Origin of the sequence: Planococcus sp. CAU13 (assembly GCF_000775575.1) — a bacterium.
In the GTDB taxonomy this organism is placed as follows: domain Bacteria; phylum Bacillota; class Bacilli; order Bacillales_A; family Planococcaceae; genus Planococcus.
Window position 1 is genome coordinate 1 of record NZ_JRGN01000015.1, and the last position, 4,735, is coordinate 4,735.

Here is a 4,735-nt window from a genome sequence, read left to right on the forward strand (position 1 = left end):
TTTTCGCACGGCGAAAAACGTCCGCTGTTGCTCTTGAATTTTAGATTGGGGGTTATGAGGACAGAAAAACAGCATTGATGTCACAAAGATATTAAGTTGAGCACAAAAGATGTTTTCCCACGCACAAACATGCTTCTCCCGCGTATAAGCCAGTCTCTCCCGCGCACAACCTTCAACCTCAGTTTCCTAAGAACAAAAAACCGGCTGCATCCCGCAGCCGGTCCCTTCCAAATTCTATATCCCCGCACTCAGCACCACTTCACCCTGAGGCGATTCGTTGCCCGGCTGCGGTTCCAGTGTGATTGCGATGGTGTCCCAATCTTCGGTGTTGTTTTCAATATTAAACAAAGCGGCACCTGCGCCGTCGGCATTCGCTGTGAATGCACCAGCCGGAATCGGATTGTCGCCTTCGATCAGCCAGACCTGATAAACCTGATCGCCTTCAAGCGCGGCAAGCTGCTCCGCCGTCACGACGAGATTCAAAGCGCCGTTATCCTGCTCGATCACAGCGGCCGTCGCTCCTCCACCAAAGCCTTCGCTCGGCTGCAGATCAATCGACTGGAACGCCATCTGCGGTTCAGTCGGTGCCGGCTGCTCGTTCTGCAGCTGCCAGAATGCATAGGCATTGCCGAGCAGTGACACGAGCAGAACCGCCGCAATCACCGGTGTCCACCATACGCGTTTGCCGCGCGGCTCTGTCATCCGGATCACTTTGTCTTCTTCTGCTTCATCCCGCAGCCTGCGTCCACTCGCTGACGATTCGGCATGTGATGAACTCAGCGCTTTGCCGCCTGCCCCCGCTCCGGCCGAAGACGCTGCAGAGGATGATGTTGCCTGCGTGTAGCCATCGCCCGTTTCCAAGCCATCTTCTTCCGCAAAAACATTCGCCAGTATACGTGATTTCATTCCCGCCGGCGGTTCTGCCTGGTCTGACAGATAAGGGAGCTGTCCGGTTGCGTCCACTATTTCGCGGCAGTCGTCACACGTCTTCAAATGCTCTTCAAATTGACGGGTTTCTTCCATAGAAAGTGTGCCATTCAAATAATCAACCAAATGATCGCATAACTCGTTATTCATCGTAAGCCCCCTTTCCCTGCATTCCGTGCAGTGTTTTCTTTAGTTTGCCGAGTGCCAGCCGGATCCTGCTCTTGACGGTTCCAAGCGGCAGCCCGGACAGTTCGGCAATCCGTTCATGTGTATGTCCCTTAAAGTAAAATAATTGGATCATCTCCTGCTGTTCAGCTGATAATTGCGACACCGCGGCCTGGATGTGCTCTTTCTCCTCCTGCCATTCGGCCGCCCCTTCGACGCTTCGTTCCGCGCTCGGCATCTCGGCAATCTCTTCCAGCCCCACGGTCGGCTTTTTGCGTTTGCGGATCAGGTCGATCGCCGAATTCTGCGCCATCCGGAACAGCCAGGAACTGAATTTCCCTTTGCTGTCGTCATAATCGCCGACGCCCCGCCAGATTTTGATAAACACTTCCTGCAGGGCTTCTTCCGCCAAATCGCGGTCCTGCGTCATTTTATAAAGAAACGAGAATAGGATCTTTTCATAGCGGTCGTACAAATCTTCAAGCGCATCCTTATCTTTTCCCCTGATGCGCGAGTAAAGCAACGTATCGGAACTTTTCTCCATCGCTGTGCTCCTTCGATTCTTGTGGCATAGTACAAGCTTACTATACCGGGGCATTCAGGAGAAAGTCTGACCGGTTTTATTTTTGTAAGCTTACCCGTATAACGTGGAGAAGCCCGTTATAGATCAGTCTGGCAATAAAATCAGAAGCTCTTTCTTCTATAGAAATAAACGGTTTTATTGCCATCGTTCCCTTCAATAAAATTCTTTTTTCAAAAATTGTGATCTAAATGAGAACCTCCTCCGTTATGCGTGTAGAAACAAAGAAAAGGAGTGTTGACGATGAAATTCAGAAAAATTTTGGCACCATTATTGGGCACGGCGCTGCTGGTCCCGGGTATGGGAATGGCAGTAAGCGCGGAGGAAGGTTCTCCGGTGGAAACGAGCGGGGTTGAATTACGGGCAACACTGGATGGGCTGTTATCGGAACATTACGCACTGGCAGTCGACTCCATGATGAAAATCTACGACGGTGACGAGGCAGCAGAAGCGGCAATGGCGGCGCTCGATGCCAACACAGCGGACATGGAACCGGTCATCGCTTCCGTTTACGGTGAAGAAGGCGGAGCCGCTTTCGCGGAAATCTTCGACAAGCACAACACCGGAACCGATGAATACGCGATGGCCGTGAAAGCTGGCGACGAAGCAGCACAGCAGGAAGCACTCGACATGGTGCAGTCGTTCGTCGATGAAATGGGCGCTTTCCTCGGAACCGCCACTGAAGGCAACCTGCCGGCAGAAGGCGCAACTGAAGCACTCCGCGCACATGAAGATTTCGTCCAGAACACATTCGACCTTTATGTAGACGGTGAATACGAAGCTTCCTACATGGCTTATCTTGATGGCTTCAAACAGATCTTCGGAGCAGGCGGTGCCATCAGCGGCGCCATTGCAGCACAGTATCCGGACCAGTTCTCAGATCCGAATACAGCAGCCGGCGACTTCCGTTCGACTGTCAGCCGCATTGCAGCCGAACATTTCGCACTTTCGCAATTGAGCATGGCAAAAGGCTTTAACGGAGCCGAAGACTTTGACTTCGCTGACTGGGCACAGGATCAGAACACTCAAGAATTCAGTGCAGCCATCGCTTCTTTCTACGGTGAAGATGCTGCAACACAATTCGCAGCATTATGGAACAACGAACACATCTCCATCCAGAGTGAGCTGGCAGCTGCACAGGCTGATGGCAATGAAGAAGCGATCATGCAGTCACAATCCGCTTTGATCGAAACATTCGCCACTGAACTTGGCACATTCCTGAGCACGGCAACGGAAGAGCGCCTGCCGATGGATGAAACAATCGCCAATGTGGCAGCACACGAACAATCGGTCGTGGACACATTCACGCAATATGCATCAGGTGATTTTGAAACTTCATATAACACGTACCGTGAAGGTTACACAATCGTCTTCGCAATCGGCAAAGGCCTGAGCGGCGCAATCGTCGACCAGTTCCCGGAAAAATTCGAAACAGCTGTCCCGGAAAAAATGCCGGCTACCGGCCTTGGCGGCACAGCGAACCAGTCAAACACAATGATGATCTGGATTGCACTCAGCACGCTGATCTTAGCTGCAGCAGGAACTGTAACGCTGCGTCAGAGAAGACAATAAAACCGTAAACAGAAAGGGGCTTGAGCGATGAGACAATTCTGGATAATGGCAGCGGCAGTCCTTCTTTGTGGCCTGCTGTTCGTCATCCTAAAGCCACTGGCGGACGAACCGGCATTTGAAGACAGCGTCGCCCAGCGCACCCTTTCCGAAACACGTAAACAAGCGCCGGCCGAACAACTCGCAGCCGGCAAAGACTTGGACAAAATCGCCGAATTCCCGATTCTTCCCGCCCAGCGCGAGAAATTGCAGGAATTGCAGAAACAGCGACAAAAGAGTATCCAGGGTATGATTCCCGCACGCATCGCCATCCCGTCCATCGGTGTCGACGCAGTCATTGAAGCAACCGGCGTCCTCGACAACGGTGAAATGGGTGTACCCGAAGACATCAATCAGGTCGGCTGGTTCGAACCCGGCTTCAAAGTCGGCGCCAAAGGCCACGCCGTTCTCGCCGGACACGTCGACAGCCTGACCGGTCCCGCAATCTTCTATCACCTGGCGAAAGTCGAACCGGGCGAAACGGTCATCGTCACAGACAAAGACGGCCGCGAGATGGTTTTCAAAATCAACGATAAAACAAGCTATCCAACCGACGAAGCACCGATTGCCGATATCTTCGGCGCTTCCGAGGGACGGATGATCAATCTCATCACCTGCACCGGCACCTTTAACCGCGACACCGGCTCACACGAAGAACGCCTGGTTGTGACAGCGGAACTCGTCAGCGATTCAAGCGTCCAGCTCCAGCAGCCGGAAGCACCGACTAACGTCACCGTGACGCCGTTCAATCTGTCCTGGCACGCGGTTCGTGACGACGCCATCATCGGCTACCGCGTATACGAGGAAGACATCGAAACCGGCGAACTGACGAAAATCGCTACTGTCTCTCTCTTCGACCGAAAGAAAGTCGAACTGGAAGCTGATGAGTCGAAGCGCTATTACGTTTCATCGGTTGATGTAGAGTTGAATGAGTCGGAGAAGAGTTTGGCTGAATAGAAGAAAACCGGACGATTGGAGGAAATCTCCGATCGTCCGGTTTTTTGGTTTTTACTGGATATCCGATAGAGCCGCAATTGTTCTTCGAACTATGGCTTTGCCAAAGAGGCGGCAATTTTCCAGGATGCGAACTAAAAATCGCATATTTTCGATAAAAACTCTTCTTTTCCAGCTAGTCCTTCTAAGAACAGGTTACCGGATGAAGAAAAGCCGTTATATTTCCATAAGCAGCCGGTTTTCGATGCTATTTCCAAGGGTAATGGTCACCTCGCTGTAGTTATCGGCGTTCAGCGGATTATATCCGCCGTCTGAGAGTTATATGCGCCGTTGAGCGAATATATCCGCCCTCAGAATTTTATATCCGCCGTTAAAAAGTTATATCCGCCGTCAGCCAATCCCGTAGCGAAATCGGCGCTTCTCTGCCCAGGCTTTTTAACCCACAAACCAGGAATTGTTCGGGCGGCATTCGCCGCCCACTGGGCAGTCCGCCAGCAGCGG

Annotated in this window: 4 protein-coding genes; 2 read left to right on the forward strand and 2 right to left on the reverse strand. The window is 52.2% G+C overall.

Annotated features, from left to right (window positions below; genetic code table 11):
- Positions 1-234: 234 nt before the first annotated feature.
- Together KW93_RS00485 and KW93_RS00490 are read right to left on the reverse strand one after the other, a co-directional pair.
- The gene (locus KW93_RS00485) at positions 235-1,077 is read right to left on the reverse strand and encodes an anti-sigma factor (protein WP_033540987.1); all 843 of its coding nucleotides are present in this window, start codon (positions 1,075-1,077) and stop codon (positions 235-237) included.
- Entirely contained in the window at positions 1,070-1,636 is a 567-nt protein-coding gene (locus KW93_RS00490) for an RNA polymerase sigma factor (protein ID WP_033540988.1), read from the reverse strand. Before KW93_RS00490 ends, KW93_RS00485 begins: the two co-directional genes overlap by 8 nt.
- Before the next feature lie 279 nt (positions 1,637-1,915).
- Between KW93_RS00490 and KW93_RS00495 the strand changes: the two genes are divergently transcribed.
- Positions 1,916-3,244 carry a hypothetical protein gene (locus KW93_RS00495; RefSeq protein WP_033540989.1) on the forward strand — a complete coding sequence of 443 codons (1,329 nt, stop codon included), beginning with the start codon at positions 1,916-1,918 and terminating at the stop codon, positions 3,242-3,244.
- Between the two features lie 27 nt (positions 3,245-3,271).
- Positions 3,272-4,237, forward strand: coding sequence for a class F sortase (locus KW93_RS00500; RefSeq protein WP_033540990.1), 966 nt, complete (start codon positions 3,272-3,274; stop codon positions 4,235-4,237).
- The last annotated feature ends 498 nt before the right edge of the window (positions 4,238-4,735 follow it).